We start from the raw sequence: 18,043 nt of genomic DNA, 5'->3' as shown, positions 1-18,043 counted from the left end.
GGGACCCTGCGGCCCCCTTTTTCTGTGTGCGGCCCCGCCGCGAAAGGAGCGAGTGAACGTGTTTGTCGACCTCACCCTCAAAGTCACCCCAGAACACACCAAGGACGCCCAGGGGAATGAAAAAAAGGCCCTCACCGGCCACCTGGGCACCCACTTTGACGTCATGGACAAGGTCTTCCCCCTGGCGTTTCTCCGCCGCCCGGCGCTGGTGCTCGACGTGTCGGCGGTGGCGGGGCGGGACATTGAGCCGGAGGACCTGCCCCTGGAGCGGGTCCTCCCCGGCGACGCCGTTCTCTTTTCCACCGGCTGGCTCGAGCGGGAGGGCTACGCCACCCCCGCCTACTTCAAGGAGCACCCCCAGCTCTCCCAGCGGCTCATCGACGCCCTGCTGGAGCGGGAGGTCTCCCTCCTGGGCATCGACTGCGCCGGCATCCGCCGGGGCAGGGAACACACCCCCGCCGACCAGCGCTGCGCCGACCGGGGGGCCTTTGTGGTGGAGAACCTCTGCAACCTGCAGGGAGTGCTGCGGGGCGCGCCCTGGGCGGGCTGCACCCTCTACACCTTCCCGGTGAACTTCGCCCAGATGAGCGGCCTGCCCTGTCGGGTGGTGGCCGAGCTGCCCGAGGGGGAGGAGTAGGGGACAGGTCCTCCGCCCATTCCTCTGCGCGGCGAACGGGAGGGCGTTCCCCGCGAGCGCCCGGCGCCTGCTTGGGCGGCCCCGTTGGATGGCGATCCCTATCAAACAGAGAGAGGCGGCCCGAAAGGGCCGCCTTTTTTGCGCCCCTTCCCGAGAAAAAGCGCCCCCTTTTCCCAAAAGGGGCCCTTCTCCCACCTCCCTCGCCGCAAAGGGCTATTTTTCCCCATGCCCGCTGCGACAGAATTTCCACCCGCCGGCCCTCTATACTGAATGTACCAAAGAGGACCGACACCCCTCCCCCCTATGTGTATGCGCCGGGGGAAGGGAAGATGCGCAAACCAGGGAGGAATTGGCCATGAGAGGGATGCTGTTTACAGCCGCCGGGCGGCTGGCCCGGGGCAGGGCGGGGAAGAAGGGGGAGAGCCAGCGCAGCTGGCTGGCCCAGATGGCCCACCGCCACGCCTTTTTGCTGCGGCAGGCGGGGGTGTTCGCCGTGGGCTTTGTGCTGGCGGGGGCCTCGCTGCTGGGGGAGATGTCCCCCCTGGCCATCGCCTTTCTGGCGGCGGTCCCCGGCGACTATCTGCTCTGGAGCGCCACCGGCGCCTTCTGCGGCTACCTGCTGCTCACCCCGCTGGAGACGGGGCTCACCTACCTGGCGGCGGCGCTGCTGACGGTGGTGCTGCGCTGGGCCCTGGCCTTCCGGGCGGAGGACCGGCGGGCGGCCTGGCCGAAGATCACCGCCTGCGGCCTGGGGGTGCTCATCGCCCGGGTGGGGCTGGCCTCGGCGGTCGGGTTGGCGCCCGACCGGCTGGCCCTGTCCGCCAGCGAGGCGCTGCTGACCATGGGGGTCTGCTACTTCTTCACCGTCACCGCCGCAGCCTTCTCCCAAGGAAAGAGCCTCAAAGGCTTTTCCAACCTACAACTGGCCAGTCTCTTCATCTGCCTGGCCTGCGGGTTGATGGCCCTCGACGGGATCGCGGTGCTGGGCCTCTCGGTGGGGCGGATGGCGGCGGTGGTCTTCACCCTGGTGGCCGCCTACCTGGGCAAGGAGTCCACCGGCGCGGTGGCGGGGGTGCTGATGGCGCTGGCCATCTCCCTCTCGGGGCCGCAGATGCTGCTGTTCATGGGGGCCTTCCCCCTGGGCGGGCTAGTTGCGGGCCTCTTCGCGCGGCAGAACAAGGTGCTCTGCGCCCTCTCTTTTGGGGTCTGCTGCACCATTGTCGCCACCTTCCTGCCGGCGCAGGAGCTCTCGGGCGGGCTGGTGGTGGAGTGGTTTGTGGGCTGCGCCCTCTTCCTCCTCCTGCCGGGGAGGCTGCTGGGGGCCCTGCCCCTGGGAGAGGGGGCGGACAGCCTGGTCAAGAGCGAGCGGGTCAAGCGGATGGTGAGCTACAAGCTGCAGTCCACCGCCGCCTCCCTCTCCACCATCTCCCACAAGATCCAGACCCTCTACAAGCGGCTGGACACCCTGGGCGGGGAGGACATCTCCCAGGTCTACCACTGCGCCGCCGACAAGGTCTGCAAAAACTGCGGGCTGTGCAGTTTCTGCTGGGAGCAGCAATACACCGAGACCTGCGACTGTCTCAACAAGGGGATGGAGGTGCTGGGGCAGCAGGGCCAGCTCTCCGGGGAGGACCTGCCCCCCTATTTTGTCAAGCGCTGTGTCAAGCTGGCCCCCCTGCTGCAGGCGGTGGAGGAGGGCTATGAGCGCTACCTGCAAAACCGGGCGGTGGGGAGGAAGATGTCCTATGTCAAGAGCGGGGTCATCGGCCAGATGGACAGCCTCTCCAAACTGCTGGCGGGGATGGGCGAACAGGTGGAGAGCATGGACGACGTGGACATGCAATCCAGCCGCCAGATCGCCAATCTCCTCACCGACCTGGGCTTTGCGCCCAAGGACGTCCTCTGCACCACCTCCCGCCAGAAAGGGGCCAAAATCGAGCTCAAGCTGGATAACGACCTGAGTGAAAAGCAGCAGCGCTACATCTCGGAGGAGCTCTCGGACTACTGCGAGCGCAACTTTGACGAGGGGGTGCTCAAAAAGACCCTGGACGGCAGCTACCTCACCCTCAACGAGCGCCCGCCCCTGGTGCTGGAGCACGGGGTCTGCCAGCTGGCGGCGGACGGCCGCTGCGGCGACAGCTTCGACGTCTTTTCGGGGGAGGACGGCTACTGCTACTGCGTCCTCTCCGACGGGATGGGCACCGGCGACTTCGCCGCCATCGACTCCACCATGACCTGCTCGGTGGTCTCCACCGTGCTGCGCTCGGGCTTTGACATCGACGGCTCGGTGGAGCTCATCAACAGCGCCCTGGCGGTCAAGACCGGGGACGAGGCGGTCTCCACCATCGACCTGATGCGCTTTGACTGCTTTACCGGCGAGGCCCTCTTTGTCAAGGGGGGCAGCCCCTGCACCTACCTGCTGCGGGGCGGCCGGGCCGCCCGGCTGGGCAAGCCCTCCCTGCCCATCGGCATCCTCCAGAGCGTGGCGCTGGACAAGAGCGCCGCCCGCCTCAAGGCCGGCGACCTGGTGCTGATGGTCAGCGACGGCGCAGTGGGGGAGGACGAGGCCCTCATCGCCCAGCAGCTGGCCCTTTTAAAGGACAGAGAGCCCGAGGAGATCGCCCAGGCCATCTGCCAATTGGCCAAACACGCCGCTGGCCAGCGCGACGACATCACCGCCATCTGCTTCCGGGTCTCGGCCCAATAGGCGTTTCCCCCGCCGGGGACGCCCCCTCCCCTGCCCGGTCAGCGGGGGAGGGGCGTCCAGCGGCCCTGCATACCATCTCCTCTTTTTGTGACAGCGCCCCCTTCCGCCCTCTTGCCGGCGAAGGGGGCGCTGCCGCGCGCCCGGCCCCTCTGCAAAGGTGCACAAAAAAGCCGCCGTCTGTTTTGCGAAAAAATAGACGGCGGTCTTTTTCTTTTTAGAAGGGGGCTCTTATACTGTAAGTGCGGCCAGTTCCTCCCGCGCAAGAAGGGTCACCGCCCGGCGGTCCGCCCGCACCAACCCCGCCTGTTCCAGCTTTTGCAGGGCCCGGTGGACGCCGCGCAGGGTGGTGAAGAGGGCGTCGGCCATCTCCTGTTTGGGCAGGGTGACCACCCCGTTTTCGTCGGCATTGGCCAGCAGGAGGGCCGCCAGGCGGACGGCCACCGTCTTTCCCTTGGCGCCGGTGCGCTCCAGCGACTGGTTCAGCTGCTGGCGGGCGGTCTTTTCGTAGAGGCGCAGGGCGAGCCCCGCGTCCCGCTGCAAAAGGGCCAAAAGCGCCGCCCCGCCGATGCGGCAGCCCCGGCAATCCCCCGCGGCAAAGACGGTGGTGATGACCCGCTGGCGGCAGACGATCTCCAGGTCGCCGAAGATCTCCCCCGGCCGGTAGCGGTAAAGGATGGCGGAAAAGCCGTCGGGGTCCAGGGTGCGGACCACCGCCTCCCCCTCGGTGAGAAGGCAGGCCCACTCGGGCACCTCCCCCTGCAGCAAAATGGCCTCCCCGTTTTTGCAGGCAAAGGGGACAAAGTGCCCCAGCAGGTCCCGCTGCACCAGGTATTCCAAAACGTTGTCTACAGGCCCACCCCCTTTTTTCTTTTATGATAGGGGGGCGGCATCCATTTGTCAATTGAGAGAGGAGAGATCACACATGCAGACAGCGCGCAAAAAAATCATCATCGACACCGACACCGCGTCCGACGACGCGGTGGCCCTGGTCATGGCCCTGCGGGAGCCCACCTTGCAGGTGCTGGCCATCACCACCGTGGCGGGGAACGTCCCGCTGGAGCTGGCCACCAAAAACGCCTGCCTCAGCGTCACCTACGCCGGAGGGGCGCGGCCGCCCATCTACCCGGGGGCGGACCACCCCCTCTGCCGCCCTCTGCGCTGCGCCGAGGGGATCCACGGCAAAGACGGGATGGGGGACCAAACCTGTTTTCGCGCCCCGGAGGTGGAGGCCGAGCGCACCCACGCGGTGGACGCCATCCTGCGGCTGGTCAGAGAGGGGGAGGGGGACATTGAGATCGTGACCCTGGGGCCCCTGACCAACCTGGCCCTGGCCATCATGCAGGAGCCGGAGACCATGAAGCGGGTGCCGCGGATCACCGCCATGGGGGGCGCGGCTTTTTACGGCAACACCAGCCCCACCGCCGAGTTCAACTTCTGGGTGGACGCCGAGGCGGCGGACATCGTCTGCCGCTCGGGCATCCCCCTGACCATCGCCACCATCGAGGCCTGCCACAAGGCGGGCAACCTGGGGCCAGAGGAGATGGCCAAGTTGGAGGCCGTCTCCGAGCGGGGGTGGTTCTGCGTGACCTGCAACGACACCATGCGCCGGCTGGGCATCTAGCGGCGGGGGGGCCCCCAAATCGGACTGCCCGACCCCATCGCCCTGGCGGCCCTCACCCGGCCCGAACTCATCACCGGCTCCTTTGACGCCTATGTGCGGGTGGAGACCCAGGGGTCGGACCTGACTTACGGGATGATGGTCCGCGACCACCGCCTGCCCGACTTCAAGGCGGTCTCCAAGCACGAGGGGCCCCGCCGGCCCTTCCAGGCAAAGGTGGTCTACGAGATGAACCAGGAGGGCTTTTTCCAATATCTGTACGAGCTGGTGAAATAGCGTGAAGGAGGAAAGTACCGTGAAAAAGATCATCATTGACACCGACACCGCGTCCGACGACGCAGTCGCCCTGGTGGCGGCCCTGCGGGACCCCACCTTGCAGGTGCTGGCCATCACCACCGTGGCGGGGAACGTGGAGCTGCCCCTGGCGGTCAAAAACGCCCTCCTCTCGGTGGAGCGGGCGGGCACCTACCGGCCGCCGGTCCATGTGGGGGCCCCGGCCCCCTCCTCTGCGAGCTGGAGACGGCCGACCAGATCCATGGGGCCGACGGGATGGGGGACCTGGGGACCCTGGGGGAGCCCACCCTCGCCCCGGCCCCCGGCCACGGGGCCGACGCCCTGGCCCGCTATGCCGGCCGGGGGGAGATGGAACTTCTGACCCTGGGGCCCCTGACCAACGTGGCCCTGGCCATCCGCAAGCACCCCGAGGCCATGAGAAAGCTGCGGCACATCACCATCATGGGCGGGGCGCACCCCTACCACAACCCCCACACCGTCTGTGCCGAGTTCAACATCATGGTGGACCCGGAGGCGGCCCAGATCGTTTTCTCCTTTGGGGTGCCCATCACCCTGGTGACCCTGGAGGCCTGCGGCGGCACGGCCGAGCTGGATGACGCCGCCATGGAGCAGATGCGGGAAGCCGGCGAGATTGGCCGGTTCTGCGTGGACTGTAACCGCACCCTGACAGAGCTGGCTCGGGCGCAGGGGGGCGCGCCTTCTCTGGGCCTGCCTGACCCGGCGGCCCTGGCGGTCCTGGCCCGGCCCGACCTGATTCGGGAGAGTTTCCCCGCCCACACCCGGGTGGAGACCCAGGGGGAGTTCACCCGGGGGGCCACCATCTTCTGCCGGCCCGGCAACCTCTACGACCCGGCCTTCGGGGACGAGCCCGCGCCGGAAAACTCCCTGGTGGTCACCGGCCTTGACGTGGCGGGCTTCCACCAGTACCTCTTCGACCGGGTCGCCCTGTGACGGGGCCGCCCACGGCCTTTCCTATCAGAGAGAGCCGGCCCCCGTCGGGGGCCGGCTCTCTGCTGCTGTCGCTGGGGGGAAGGGGATAAAAAAGGCACCGGCCAGACGGCCGGTGCCTTTTTTTGCACCCCGGGGCGGAAAGCGCCGCCTGCCGGGGGATAGGAGCGGTGGTTAGGCCTTGCCGGCGCAGCCCAAGACGTTGTTGATCTTGTGCTTGACCATCTCGCGGATGGCGTCGCGGGCGGGGGCCAGGTACTGCCGGGGGTCGAAGTGAGAGGGGTTCTCCCACAGGTACTTGCGGACCGCGGCGGTCATGGCCAGGCGCAGGTCGGAGTCGACGTTGATCTTGCAGACGGCCATCTTGGAGGCCTGCAGCAGCATCTCCTCGGGGATGCCGATGGCGTCGGGCATGGCGCCGCCGTACTGGTTGATCATCTCGACGAACTCGGGCACCACGGAGGAGGCGCCGTGCAGGACGATGGGGAAGCCGGGCAGCCGCTGGGACACCTCTTCAAGGATGTCAAAGCGCAGCTGGGGCTTCTGGCCGGGTTTGAACTTGTAGGCGCCGTGGCTGGTGCCGATGGCGATGGCCAGGGAGTCGACCCCGGTGCGGGTGACAAAGTCCTGCACCTGGGCGGGGTCGGTGAAGGAGGCCTTGTCGGCGTCGACCTTCACGTCGTCCTCAATGCCGGCCAGCTGGCCCAGCTCGGCCTCGACGGTCACGTCGAACTGGTGGGCGTAGTCTGCCACCTGCTTGGCGACGGCCACGTTCTCCTCGTAGGGGAGGTGGGAGCCGTCGAACATGACCGAGGTGAAGCCGCCGTCGATGCAGCTCTTGCACAGCTCAAAGGAGTTGCCGTGGTCCAGGTGCAGGGCGATGGGGACGCCGGTCTCCTCGACTGCCGCCTCGACCAGCTTGGTCAGGTAGGTGTGGTTGGCGTACTTGCGGGCGCCGGCGGACACCTGCAGGATGACGGGGGCCTGCAGCTCTTTGCAGGCCTCGGTGATGCCCTGCACGATCTCCATGTTGTTGACGTTGAAGGCGCCGATGGCGTAGCCGCCCTCGTATGCCTTTTTGAACATCTCACGGGTATTTACCAGTGGCATAGAAATTCACGCTCCTATTCTTTTGTCGGCCGGTCTCACACGCCGGCCTCCTAGCCCCTAGTATAGCAGACCCGGGGCCGTTTGGAAAGGTGTCTGGGCGCATTTGTCTTTTTTTAAACAGGGGCCGTTCCCCCCGCCGCCCTCCCGGCGGCCCGGCTTTTCAGCGCCCCGGGGCAGAGCCGGCAGTAGTGAAAGAGAAACTGCTGGGCCAGCCCCTCATATCCCCGCAGGTAGCGGGGAAAGCCCTTGGGAAAGAGTTGGGCCATGGCCCGCTTCATCCAGACGTCCATGGGCACCACCTCCCACCGCCCCAGCCCGTAGAGGAGGGCGCAGTCGGCCACCTTGGGCCCCACCCCCCTGATTTGGCAGAGGGCGGCCCGGGCCTCCTCCAGGGGCAGGGCGGCCACCGCGTCCAAATCGAGCCGGCCTGTGGCCACCTGCCGGGCCGCGTCCAAAATGTACTTGGCCCGAAAGCCCGCGCGGATGGGGGCCAGTTCCTCTAGGGTGCAGCGGGCCAGCCGCTCGGCGGTAGGGAAGGTGTGGAGCACGGTCCCCGGCGCGTCGGGGTGGGCCAGGGGCTGCCCCAGCAGGGCGGTGAGGGCGCGGACGATTTTTTGAATGCGGGGGATGTTGTTGTTCTGGGAGAGGATGAAGGAGCAGAGGGCCTCCCACGGGTCCTGCCGCAGCAGGCGGATGCCCGGGGCAAAGGCCACCGCCCGGCGCAGCACCGGGTTGCGGCAGAGCAGCTCCCTGGCCGCCCGGTAGTCCCGGTCCCAGTCGAAGTAGGAGAGGATTGCCCCCTCCTCCCCGGGGCGCAGCCCGGCGAAGACGACGGCGTCCCCCTCCTCCCTGGCGCGGCAGAAGGTGTTCCCCACCACCCCCTGCCACCAGCCCTCTCCGTCCTGCCACCAGCCAAAGCACTGGCCGCACTGCAGGGTGCCCTCCAGGGAAAAGGGCGGTTCTCCCTCCTCCCCGGTGAGGAGGAGGCGGTCCCCCTGCCTGCGGGCGGTGAGCCCGGCGGGTGAGGGGAGGAGCAATTCAGTGGACATACAAAAGACACCTCTTTTCTAAAAAACGGAAAATGAAGGGCGAAGGCCGGGGGCTTGCAAGGACTGATTTCCCCCCTTTTTTCGCCATTTGTAGGGGGGCGCAAAAAGGGCTTTCCCCCGCCCCCGGGCGGCCCTCTGGGAGGCGGCCCGGGCGGGGGAAAAGGACCGGCAGTCACCCTGTGTTGTCCCCACTATACCAGAAAAAGGGGTGTTGGAAAACGGAAAATCCCACCGCCGGAGAGGAGAAAATCCGAGTCAATTGGTGGGGTTTAGACAGATTGCACGAAATGCCGGCCGGGGACCGCCTCGAAAAACGGCGAAAAAACGGGGCCTTCCCCCCTTGCATTTTGGGGCGATGCAGGCATTGAAATTGCCGCGAAGTTTACATAATATTCACATTCCACCGGGGTGCAGGAGGTTGCAAATCCCGGTATTCCACCGTTTCAACCTGTTTTCCACAGAGAGATTCCACACTTTCCACAGGGTTTTCCACTGAAATTATGGAAACCTCCAGCAAATACCACCGGTATAATTCCCGAGGGGTGCATAAATCCCCCGCCGATTTGGCAAACCTAAAGGTGAGAAATGGGCAGAAGGGAGAGATGCCGGGTGGTGCGCGGTGTGAGCAAGCGGGTGGTGGAGATCGTCGGCCAAAAAGAGGACTGTTTTGAGCGGGCCATTGTCATTGTGAGGGGAGAGGCGGACGGCCTGGGTGCCGCCCAACTGCGGCAGAGGGCCACGGGCGCCCTCTCCGGCCTGGTGAGTTACCGGCGGACGGCGCTCTGGCGGGACTGGCTGCTTGTCGGCCTGCGCTACCTGGGGGCCTTTTTGGCCGGGGCGGGGGCCTGTTACTGGCTGATCCACTGACCGAAGCGGCGGGAGGGCGAAGGGACGCCCTCCCCTTTTTTCTCTCCCAAAGGGCGCGGCGCGGCCCCGCCGAACGCACCCCCTTTTGGCAGGGCGGGCCCGCGGCGGGGGAGCCGCCGATCGGCCGGGCGCGGCGGACCCGGGACGGGAGGGGTGCGAGCCCCTCTTTTTTTGTCGCACAGGGGCGAAAAAGGCCGCAAAAAATTGAAAGGGGGCGGCCCTCTGTGCTATACTGGTACAGATAGTGAGCCGGCGGCAACAAGGCCGGAACGCCGAACGCCAAACAGAGACACCGCGGTCCCGGCCAACGCCGGGCCGCGAGGGATAGAGAAGCGGGAGAATGAGCGATGTACGATGAATTGGTAGCCGGGCGCAACGCCGTGTACGAGGCGCTCTGCGGCAGCCGGGGGGTGGACTGTGTCTACCTGCAGCGGGGGGCCCGCCCCAAGGGGGTGGCCAAGATCCTGGCCGCCTGCAAGGAGAAGGGGGTCCCCTTCAAAGAGGTGGAGAGGGAGAAGCTCGACGAGATGGCGGGGGAGGTGCCCCACCAGGGGGTGGCGGCCACGATCGCGCCCATCGCCTACCGCTCCATCGAGGAGATTTTGGAGATCGCCCGGTCGCGGGGAGAGGCCCCCTTTGTGGTGCTCTGCGACGGGATTTTAGACCCCCACAACCTGGGGGCCATCATCCGCACCGCCGAGTGCGCCGGCGCCCACGGGGTCATCCTCCCCAAGCGGCGCAGCGCCCCCCTGTCGGCGGCGGTCTACAAGACCTCGGCCGGGGCCTGCGAACACCTGGCCATCTGCCGGGTGGGGAACCTGGTGCAGGCCATTGAGAGCCTCAAAAAAGCCGGGCTCTGGCTCTACTGCGCCGACATGGACGGCCAGAACTGCCGGGACACCGATTTTGCCGGCGGGGTCGGCCTGGTGGTCGGCAGCGAGGGCGAGGGGGTCTCCAAGCTGGTGAAGGAGCGGTGCGATGTCACCGTCAGCCTCCCCCTGCGGGGGAAGATCACCTCCCTCAACGCCTCGGTGGCCGCGGGAATCGTCCTGTACGAGGTGGCAAACCAGCGGCTGGCCGCCGAGAGGGGAAGGGGGAAGGAACGTGGATAAAAACCGCAAGTACGACACGCTGACCAAAAACGCCCTGGTGGACGAGATCCTCAAACAGGTGCGGGCCAAGCGGGAGCCGGAGGCCCCATCCTCCACCCCTGCGCCCAAGCTGCCCCGCCCGGGCGGGGAGAAGCGCCCCTCGGCCGCCGAGCTGGTCAGGGAGGTACAGGCCGAGCGGAGCGCTGCCCCCGACCCCCTGCAGGCCGCGTGGGAGAGCCGCCACGCCTCCGCCGGGGGGGAGCGGGAGACCGCCGCCCCGCGGAAACCGGCCCCCCTGCCGGAAGAGCAGGCCCCCGCCCCGGGCGGGGAGGGCGCCGCCGTCCCCGAGGGGGAGGCGGTGGCCCACCGGGAGATCCACCCCTTCTCCGCCCTGCCCCACCGGGAGAGCGCGGTGGATGAGGCCCAGCGCATCAAAAAGGTGGCCAGCTTTTTCAGCGGGGAGGAGACCCCCGAGTCCATCGTCCCCGAGATCGAGGGCCTGCCCCTGGAGCGGGAGCGCCGCCCCAAAAAGAAGCGGTTTTCCTGGGGCCGCGCCGCCCGGGAGGAGACCGCCTCCCCGGCGACGCCCGAACCGGCCGCGCCGCCCGCCCCGGCGGGCGAAGAGGAGCCGTCGCGGGAGTCGGTTCCCACCCCCGCGCCCGCGGGGGGAGAGGCGGCACCCGTCTCCCAGGCGGAGCCGGTCGCCCCTGCCGGGAGCGGGGAAAAATCGACTCCCGTCCCGACTGCCCCCGCCCAGGCGGAGGGCGAAGGAGAGGGAGAAAGGATAGAAAAGGCGGTCGACGCACCGGCGGCCCCCGCGCCCGAACAGCAGGAGCGCCGCCCGGCCAGCGAGACCGACGTCTTTCGCGCCATCCGCGAGCCGGTGCCGCTGAACGTCTCCGGCCAGGAGGAGATCTTTGTCGAGCGCAGCGAGAAGCGCGCCCGGGAACTGGCGGCGGAGGCCCCCTCCGGCACCTTTGACATCAGCGAGCGGATGGACCGGGAGATGCGCCAGGCGGTGGTCGAGGCCGAGAGCCTGGACACCCGGGAGCTGCTGCGCCGGGCGCGGGCGCCCAAGGTGTCCCAGTTCACCATCGAGCACGGGGCCATCGGCGACGCCGAGGCCTTTACCGGGGAGGAGGAGTCGGCCTACACCCAGGCCGAGGACGAGGAGGACTTCCTCACCGACAAGGACGAGCACACCGCCCTGGAGAAACTGATCTCCCTCAAGGGGAAGCTGAAGATGCGGATGGGCATCACCTTCGCCCTCTTCCTGCTGCTGTGCTACCACAACCTGGTGCCGGTCTTTGGGCTGCCGGTGCCCGCCTTCCTCTCCCCCGGGGAGGGGCCCTATCTCTACCTGGGGCTCAACTTATTGCTGCTGTTGGCGGGGGTGTTCTGCTGCACCTCCACCGTGGTCAACGGCTTTCTCTACACCTTTACCCTCAAGGGGGACAATGACTCCCTGGTGGGGCTGGCCTTCTTCGGCTGCCTGGTGCAGGCGGCGGTCCTCTTTGCCAACCCCGGCTATCTCAAGAGCCCCGACGTCTTTCTCTACTCGTCGGTGGCCATGTTCTCCCTCTTTTGCAACTGCATGGGCAAACTCAACATGGTGCACCGGGTGCTGCGCAACTACCGCTTCATCGCCTCGGACAGCGACAAGTACACCACCGAGATGGTGGAGCCGGCCTCCCTGGCGGAAAACATCGTCAAGGACCTGGCCATCCGCGAGCCGGTGCTCTGCTACCGCAAGCGCAGCCAGGTGCTCGACGGCTTTGTCTCCCACAGCTTTTCCGAAGACCCCTCCGACCGCTGGGCGCGGGTGGCGTCGGGCATCTGCCTGGTGCTCTCCCTGGCGGTGGGCTGCGGCCTCTACTTCTTCAAGCAGGACCTGGTGGGGGCGGCGGGGGCCTTCTCCCTGCTGCTTTGCCTGTCGGCCCCCTTCTCTTTGATGTTTGCCTTCAACGTCCCCTTCAGCCGCACCTGCAAGACCCTCAACCGCTACGGCGGGGTGCTGGCGGGCTACTCGGCGGTGGAGCGGCTGTACGACCTCAACGGGCTGGTGGTCAGCGACACCGACCTCTTTCCCCGGGGGAGCGTGCTGCTGCACGGCATCAAGACCTTCGGCGGGGAGCGGATCGACGAGGCCATCCTCAAGGCGGCCAGCGTCCTCTGCGCTGGGGAGTCCGACCTGAAGCCGGTGTTTATGAAGGTGATCGAAAACCGCACCGACATCCTGCTGCCCTACGACAGCTTTGCCTATGAAAACGCCATGGGCTACTCCTGCTGGATCGAGAACAAGCGGGTGCTGGTGGGCAACCGAGAGCTGATGCGCAACCACGGCATCGACCTGCCCTCGGCCGACTACGAGGCCAAGTACCGCAAGGAGGGGGAGCGGGAGCTGCTCTACCTGGCCACCTCGGGCGAGTTGACGGCCATGTTCGTCCTCAGCTACACCCCCAACGAGCAGGTGGGCCAACTGCTGTCCCGGCTGGACAGGACCGGCGCCCTGATTGCGGTGAAGACCGGCGACCCGGGGCTGACGGTGTCCCGCATCTCCGAGACCTACGGCCTGCCGGAGGACATGTTCACCCTGGTGCACAGCCACACCGCCGCCCAGCTGGACGCCCTGCACGACGACCGGCCGGGGGACTGCGGGCTGACCACCATGGGCTCCTTCCTCTCCTTTGCCCAGGGCATCCTCTGTGCCCTGGGGGCCAAGAGCGGGGTGCTGGCGGCCCTGGTGGTGCAGTTCGTGGGGCTGGGACTGGGGGTGGCCCTGGCGGCCCTCTTCGCCCTCACCGGCGGCGCCGGACAGCTGAGTACCGCGGTGGTGCTGGGGTACCAGTTTATCTGGCTGGTGCTGACCGTGGCCCTGCCCGCCCTGAAAAAACAGTGACCCTGCGGCAAAAAGCCGCGATGCAATAAAAAGAGAGAGGGGGGGGGNCCCCCCTCTCTCTTTGTCTGCTCGGGCAGGCGGAGCGGTCTATTTGAGCCCGGCTTTTTGCAGGGTCTCGTCGCTCTGGGCGTCGATCCAGGCCTGCAGCCGCTGCTCGGCCTGGGGACAGTGGTACTCGTCGATGACCAGGTCGCCCTTCTGGTCCTTGTAATAGGTGAAGGAAATTTCGTCGCCGGTGCGGATACAGGCGCTGGGCTCATAGTCGCTGGCGGGAAAGATGCGGTAGGTGTCGGCGGTGCCCTCAGGCAGGCGGATGGAGTAGGCGGTGTAATATGTCTTGTAGGCCGCACCCTCGCCGCCCAGGTAGTCGCTATTGCTGTAACTGCCGGCGACGACCCCCTCGGCCTGGTGAAGTTCCCGTCCTTCCCAGGCCCGGTCGAGGGCCATCTTTTCGCCGTTTTTGGTGTAGTCAAAGCCGCTGGAGAGGATGTCGACAGGATCTTCTCCCGGAAAGACAGACACCGCGACCCCCTTGTTGTTGTCCGGTGGGGGCTGGGTGAAAAAGGTATGCCAAATCCAGTCCATGATGAGGGGACGGAGGACTACCCCCACCACTAGGACGAGGACGCAGATGAAAAAGATGAGCCCCTTTTTGTCTTTCACGGCAGTTACCCCCTTTTGAGCCCGGCTTTTTGCAGGGTCTCATCGCTCTGGGCGTCGGTCCAGGCCTGCAGCCGCTGCTCGGCCTGGGGACAGTGGTACTCGTCGATGACCGGGTCGCCCTTCTGGTCCTTGTAATAGGTGAAGGAAATTTCGTCGCCGGTGCGGATACAGGCGCTGGGCTCATAGTCGCTGGCGGGAAAGATGCGGTAGGTGTCGGCGGTGCCCTCAGGCAGGCGGATGGAGTAGGCCCAGTAGTAGGTTTTGTAGGCAACCCCCTCACCGCCCAGATAGTCGCTCTTGCTGTAACTGCCGGTGACGACCCCCTCGGCCTGGTGGAGTTCCCGCCCCTCCCTGGCCCGGTCGAGGGCCATCTTTTCGCCGTTTTTGGTGTAGTCGTAGCCGTTGCAGATGAGATTGACAGGGTACTCCCCCGGAAAGAGGGACACCGCGACCCCTCGGTTTTCATCCAGAACAACGGGTTTTTCAATAAAGGTGTACCAGATCCAGTCCATGATGAGGGGGCGCAGGGCGCCCCCCACCACCAGAACGAGGACGCAGATGAGAAAGATGAGCCCCTTTTTGTTTTTCACGGCAGTTTTCCTCCTTTTATCAGTATAACAGGGGGATAGCAGAAAAGATATGGAATATCTGCACATTTCAATTCTTTTTGAATGATTAAAAACTACAAATTGATATTATTTTATATAATATGATTGATTTTTTCCGCGAAAGGGCTATGCTGGATGTAGAAGGATGATCCCGCCGGACGGAGTGTTGGAGCGGTAGGGGGCGCCCTGCTGCTCTTATTGAAAAGAGAGGCGATCAGGATGGCGAAGGGATTGGGGTGGCTGCGGCTGTGGCATCCCTTGCCTTTCCACCCTTGCCGGGGGCGCAGGCGGTCTGACATCGCTCTCTTCCGGTGCCCGCTGCCGGGAAAGAGGAAAATCGTTTCCCCCACAGCCAGCCAGGGGTGAGGGGGCGGCGCGCCCGATGTATTTCCAAGGGCCTCTGGCTTGGGTAGGCCACGGATAGCCGCCGTTGGTGGAGAAAGGCCCTGGCAGTGCCAACGGCTGAAGGGGTGGGGACACCCATTGTCCACAGTGGATAGAAGGCGAAGGGTAGGGGGGCACTGACCAAGCGGTGCCTCCCTGTTTTGAAAGGGGATGGGCCTGGTGAAGAGGCTGGTTTGTTTGACGGTGCAGCGGTTTCGCAAGAAATCCCTGCTCTTTGCGGTGATCCTCTCTCTGGCGGCAGCCCACTTTCAGTGCCTGTCCTACCTTGGCGGGCCGTTTTCAAAATACGCGGTGGAAGCGGTCAACCCGTCGATGGTCAACGCCATGTTACTGAGCTACTCCCTGGTGCCGTTTCTCTTCTGCCTTTTCATCGGGTATGAATTGAGCGAGGGGATCCGCGCCGAAAATCTGCAGGAGGTCTGGGGGACCGGCAGAAACGGCCTGGGGCGGGTGGTATTGGCCCATCTGCTGGTGCTGGCGGGCTTTGCCTTCCTGCTGACCCTGCAGTACGGGGGGTACAATCTCTACGCCTGCCTGCGCTACCAGGGGGCCACCCTGGGCTACGGGTTCAACCTACTGGGGGCGCACCTGCTCTACCTCTTCCTACCCTGCTTTGCGGCCTGTCTCATGGGAACGGTTCTGGCCCTTTTTGCCGGGCGCTACACTGCCTACGGGGTGATGGTGCTCATCGGCTACCTCTCCTCCAGCCTCTTTGCCGAACTGCTGGAGGCGGTCAACATCTTTGGAGGGAGGGCCGCCGGGCGACTGCTGACCCTCTTCACCCTGCCCTTCCAGAGTCGGTCGCTCTTGGACGAGGACTACGGCTTTGGCCTGGAGGGGTACCGGTTTTTCCGGGTCGCCTTCTGGCTCCTGTTGCTGGCGGGCCTTCTCTGGCTGGGCTGCCGGATGCGGCGGCGCTGGCCTGCGCTGCTGTGCGGGGGGCTGGCGGTCCTCTGCGTCGGGGGCTTCTTTTTCCGCGGGTCGGCCTTGGTGCGGGAAGAAGGCCCGGACAGGACATCGGATGTGCTCTATTTTTACTACAGCGAAAATCCTGTCCGAGACCAGCCGGCGGACTTCGCCGTTCGCTCCTGTGACCTGAAGCTGAAAATCACCGACCGGCTCAAGGGGACGGCCGTCCTTGCGGTGGAGAAAAACGAGGTGGGGGCGGACTGCCGCTTCACCCTTTACCACGGCTACAAGCTCACCTCCCTCACCGACGGGGCGGGCGACCCCCTGGATTACAAGCGGGAGGGCGACTACCTGACGGTCTACCCTCCTGCGGGAGAGCGGTTGGAGGAGCTGGTCTTTCAGTACAGGGGCGAGGGTGGGCTCTCCTACTCCAACCGGCAGGCGGTCTTTCTGCCGGCGGGGTTTGGCTACTACCCCCTGGAGGGGTGGGTACCCCTGTATGAAGAGAACGAGGTGCCCTTTGCCGCCGTGGGAGCGGAGAAGGACTTCACCTTACAGGTGTCGGCCTCCTGCCCGCTGGAAGTCTCCCTTCCCCCGGCGGAGAAGGGCTATGCCGGGCGCACCCAGGGGGTGACCCTGCTGGGAGGACTGGTGACCCGCGGGGACTGCGGAGGGATGGAGCTGGTGAGCGCCTCCCTCTCCCACCGCATGGGGAACATCTTCTGGGACGAGTACCAGAGCCGGCTGGACGCGGCCGCCCAGCTGGGGTTTGACTTCTCCGACAAGCTAAAGGACAAACCGGTCTTTCTCACCGACCAGTCCGACTGGGTGAACTACACCCCCTTTGTGGAGTTCTCCGACCACTACCTCTGCCGTGTCCCGCCCATGCGGTGGGTGGCGGACGAATTCGTCCACCAGGCGCTGGCGGACGCGCCGGAGAAGGAGAAGGTGGCGCAGACGGCCATCTTACTGCTGGACCAGCGCACCCGCAAGGCGTTCGAGGTCAACTGTGTGGGAGCGGGGCTGCCGGAGCCGATGCTGGGGGTCATCGACCTGGACAGGTGCGGCGGCTGGACGGTGGTGCAGCCCTTTGGCGAGGCGGTGTTCCGCCTGGGGGAGGAGCCGGTGATCGCCCAGGTGAAAGCCTACCTGGCCGACGAGACCGACACCCGCACTGCCCTGGAATTTTTGAATGACCTGCGCAGGGGGGCGGAGGGATGAACCGATTGTGTTACTGGAAGATGCGGGGGATGGGCTGGTGGTACCTGCCGCCGCTGATCGCCCTCTGGCTGGTGCTGCCGGGGATGCTGGCCATCTGGTACCATCAGGACCCGCTTCTGGCCGCCACCAGCTACCTTCGCCTCTGCGAGCAGGTGATCCCCCTCTTTTCAGTCTGGTGGCTGGTGATGGCCCGCAAGGAGGAGCTCACCGGCGACGGGCGGGAGCTGCTCTACATCTACGGGGGTTACCGGGGCCGGTTGGGGCCGGTCCTCTTCACCCTGGTCTGGTACCTCCTCCACGCGGCCCTGCCGGTGGCGGCGGGGGTCTGGCTGCTGCCGGAGATGGGGGCGGAGCACCTGGCCAAGACCGGGGCGCAGGTCCTCTTTGTCTGGGGGCTCTGCCTGCTGCTGATGGAGCTCCTGCACTCCCTGGCGGTGCCGCTGCTCCTCTGCGCGGCCTACTGCTTTGGCGCCTATCTGCTGGAGCGGGAGGTCATGGAGCAGACGACCATCTTTTTCGACGTGCACACCGGCCCCACCTTTTGGCCCAAGTGCGGGGTCATTGCGGCGGCGGGGCTGCTGCTGGCGGCCCTGGGGTGCTGGGGGCTGCGGCGGATGCGGGAGTGAAGCCCCTCTTTTGAGAGAGCCCCTCTCCCCTCAAAAGAGGGGGGAAAGCGCCCCAGAAGGGGAGCGGACAAAAGCCGGGCGAGTTCGCCCGGCTTCCTCTTTTTCCCTGTAAAACCGCTATTTTACCCCCCCACCGTTCACAGAACGTTAAAATTGCAGTCACAATTGTAAACTATACTGCCAATTGCAGGGGTGATTCCCTCTGTTCGCTTTAGTATTGCACAATTTCGTGAAATATCTTCGCGTTTTATATTGCACAAATACCAAAAGCTGTGTACAATATAGATAATATGGTTTGGCAATACTGGCATTTTCCACAATGGAGGTGGCCGGGTCCCCCGCCTCGGCGGGGCCCTTTTGCCGCCAGGGCCATGCACCTTCGGAAAAGAGA

The 18,043-nt window shown here is 65.8% G+C and carries 14 protein-coding genes and 1 pseudogene; 10 read left to right on the top strand and 5 right to left on the bottom strand.

Going from position 1 to position 18,043, the window contains the following annotated elements; genetic code table 11:
• Window positions 1-58 precede the first annotated feature (58 nt).
• Both GT748_RS04080 and GT748_RS04075 read left to right on the top strand, forming a co-directional pair.
• Window positions 59-637 (top strand): cyclase family protein, encoded by a 579-nt coding sequence (locus GT748_RS04080; protein WP_059003591.1) that lies wholly within the window; start codon window positions 59-61, stop codon window positions 635-637.
• 355 nt (window positions 638-992) lie between these two features.
• A complete protein-coding gene (locus GT748_RS04075; protein WP_161213364.1) occupies window positions 993-3,344 on the top strand; it encodes a SpoIIE family protein phosphatase in 2,352 nt (783 codons plus the stop codon).
• A gap of 228 nt (window positions 3,345-3,572) precedes the next feature.
• Here the strand turns inward: GT748_RS04075 and GT748_RS04070 are convergent, their stop codons facing one another.
• Complete coding sequence (locus GT748_RS04070; protein WP_021660522.1) at window positions 3,573-4,181, bottom strand: Crp/Fnr family transcriptional regulator; 609 nt, start codon at window positions 4,179-4,181, stop codon at window positions 3,573-3,575.
• 85 nt (window positions 4,182-4,266) lie between these two features.
• Between GT748_RS04070 and GT748_RS04065 the strand changes: the two genes are divergently transcribed.
• The 3 genes and pseudogenes from GT748_RS04065 to GT748_RS04050 all read left to right on the top strand — a co-directional run bounded on the left by GT748_RS04065 (window position 4,267) and on the right by GT748_RS04050 (window position 6,207).
• Window positions 4,267-4,965 (top strand): nucleoside hydrolase, encoded by a 699-nt coding sequence (locus GT748_RS04065; RefSeq protein ID WP_021660521.1) that lies wholly within the window; start codon window positions 4,267-4,269, stop codon window positions 4,963-4,965.
• Between the two features lie 93 nt (window positions 4,966-5,058).
• Window positions 5,059-5,238 (top strand): hypothetical protein, encoded by a 180-nt coding sequence (locus GT748_RS04060; RefSeq protein WP_161213365.1) that lies wholly within the window; start codon window positions 5,059-5,061, stop codon window positions 5,236-5,238.
• Between the two features lies 1 nt (window position 5,239).
• Window positions 5,240-6,207: pseudogene (locus GT748_RS04050) on the top strand (nucleoside hydrolase).
• A gap of 171 nt (window positions 6,208-6,378) precedes the next feature.
• Here GT748_RS04050 and fba read toward each other — a convergent pair.
• Both fba and GT748_RS04040 read right to left on the bottom strand, forming a co-directional pair.
• Window positions 6,379-7,314, bottom strand: coding sequence for a class II fructose-1,6-bisphosphate aldolase (gene fba / locus GT748_RS04045; RefSeq protein ID WP_044992674.1), 936 nt, complete (start codon window positions 7,312-7,314; stop codon window positions 6,379-6,381).
• 113 nt (window positions 7,315-7,427) lie between these two features.
• On the bottom strand, window positions 7,428-8,363 hold the full coding sequence (locus tag GT748_RS04040) for a DNA-3-methyladenine glycosylase family protein (protein WP_021659648.1): 936 nt from the start codon (window positions 8,361-8,363) through the stop codon (window positions 7,428-7,430).
• A gap of 609 nt (window positions 8,364-8,972) precedes the next feature.
• Here GT748_RS04040 and GT748_RS04035 point away from each other — a divergent pair.
• The 3 genes from GT748_RS04035 to GT748_RS04025 all read left to right on the top strand — a co-directional run bounded on the left by GT748_RS04035 (window position 8,973) and on the right by GT748_RS04025 (window position 13,220).
• Window positions 8,973-9,230, top strand: coding sequence for a hypothetical protein (locus GT748_RS04035; protein ID WP_044992675.1), 258 nt, complete (start codon window positions 8,973-8,975; stop codon window positions 9,228-9,230).
• A gap of 347 nt (window positions 9,231-9,577) precedes the next feature.
• Complete coding sequence (rlmB, locus tag GT748_RS04030; protein ID WP_021660195.1) at window positions 9,578-10,342, top strand: 23S rRNA (guanosine(2251)-2'-O)-methyltransferase RlmB; 765 nt, start codon at window positions 9,578-9,580, stop codon at window positions 10,340-10,342.
• Window positions 10,335-13,220: a hypothetical protein gene (locus GT748_RS04025; RefSeq protein WP_073261105.1), complete on the top strand. Its 2,886-nt coding sequence runs from the start codon at window positions 10,335-10,337 to the stop codon at window positions 13,218-13,220. Before rlmB ends, GT748_RS04025 begins: the two co-directional genes overlap by 8 nt.
• Before the next feature lie 87 nt (window positions 13,221-13,307).
• Here GT748_RS04025 and GT748_RS04020 read toward each other — a convergent pair whose 3' ends face one another.
• Window positions 13,308-13,883: a hypothetical protein gene (locus GT748_RS04020; RefSeq protein ID WP_073261107.1), complete on the bottom strand. Its 576-nt coding sequence runs from the start codon at window positions 13,881-13,883 to the stop codon at window positions 13,308-13,310.
• Between the two features lie 5 nt (window positions 13,884-13,888).
• Window positions 13,889-14,473, bottom strand: coding sequence for a hypothetical protein (locus GT748_RS04015; RefSeq protein ID WP_021660327.1), 585 nt, complete (start codon window positions 14,471-14,473; stop codon window positions 13,889-13,891).
• A 582-nt stretch (window positions 14,474-15,055) separates the two neighbouring features.
• Between GT748_RS04015 and GT748_RS04010 the strand changes: the two genes are divergently transcribed.
• Together GT748_RS04010 and GT748_RS04005 are read left to right on the top strand one after the other, a co-directional pair.
• A complete protein-coding gene (locus tag GT748_RS04010) occupies window positions 15,056-17,026 on the top strand; it encodes a hypothetical protein (RefSeq protein WP_143161611.1) in 1,971 nt (656 codons plus the stop codon).
• Window positions 17,023-17,652: a hypothetical protein gene (locus tag GT748_RS04005; RefSeq protein ID WP_021660330.1), complete on the top strand. Its 630-nt coding sequence runs from the start codon at window positions 17,023-17,025 to the stop codon at window positions 17,650-17,652. The genes GT748_RS04010 and GT748_RS04005 overlap by 4 nt, the downstream gene beginning before the upstream one ends.
• The last annotated feature ends 391 nt before the right edge of the window (window positions 17,653-18,043 follow it).

It is taken from the genome of Bittarella massiliensis (ex Durand et al. 2017) (genome assembly GCF_009876955.1).
Lineage (GTDB): Bacteria > Bacillota > Clostridia > Oscillospirales > Ruminococcaceae > Bittarella > Bittarella massiliensis.
This window is presented reverse-complemented; position numbering and strand designations above follow the sequence as displayed.